Below are 595 nucleotides of genomic sequence, written 5' to 3'. Positions count from 1 at the left end.
TCCGGATGGAGTAGAGTTCTATACGAGAAAGAAAATGCTGACCGCTCGCTGGTAAGTGTACAGGGTACCAAACGGGCTGGTTTGGTACCTTTCTTTCAGATAAAAAGGAGGATACGGAAGATGCCACTCGTCTCGCTGACCGAGATGCTAAATCATGCGTTAGAAGAAAAATATGCCGTTGGGCATTTTAACTTAAATAATTTGGAATTTACGCAAGCCATTCTGCAAGCCGCTCAAGAAGAGCAGTCTCCGGTCATTTGTGCGGTCAGTCCAGGGTATATTGCCCATTTGGGCGGATTAAAGGTAGCCTCCGCCATGGTGAGGGCGCTGGTAGAGGAGTACTACATCACCGTTCCGGTAGCCTTGCATTTGGATCACGGCGCTTCCCATGAACAATGTCTGCAGGCCATTCGAGCCGGTTTTACCTCGGTTATGATCGATGCTTCTCATTATCCGCTGGAAGAAAACATTCGCAAGACGAAGCAAGTGGTAGATGCCGCTCATGCTTTAGGGGTATCGGTGGAAGCGGAATTGGGGCGAATCGGCGGACAGGAAGATGATCTCATTGTCGACGAAGCGGATGCCATGCATGCCA

1 protein-coding gene is annotated in these 595 nt (G+C 49.7%); it reads left to right on the top strand.

The window, feature by feature from the left end:
• Positions 1-120: 120 nt before the first annotated feature.
• The coding region (locus tag ABLT31_RS38920; protein WP_367761094.1) for a class II fructose-bisphosphate aldolase at positions 121-595 on the top strand (475 nt) is incomplete at its 3' end.

The sequence above is a fragment of the Ammoniphilus soli genome, from assembly GCF_040813775.1.
Note: the sequence above shows the minus strand (reverse complement) of the source record. Positions and strands in the feature narration are given on the sequence as shown.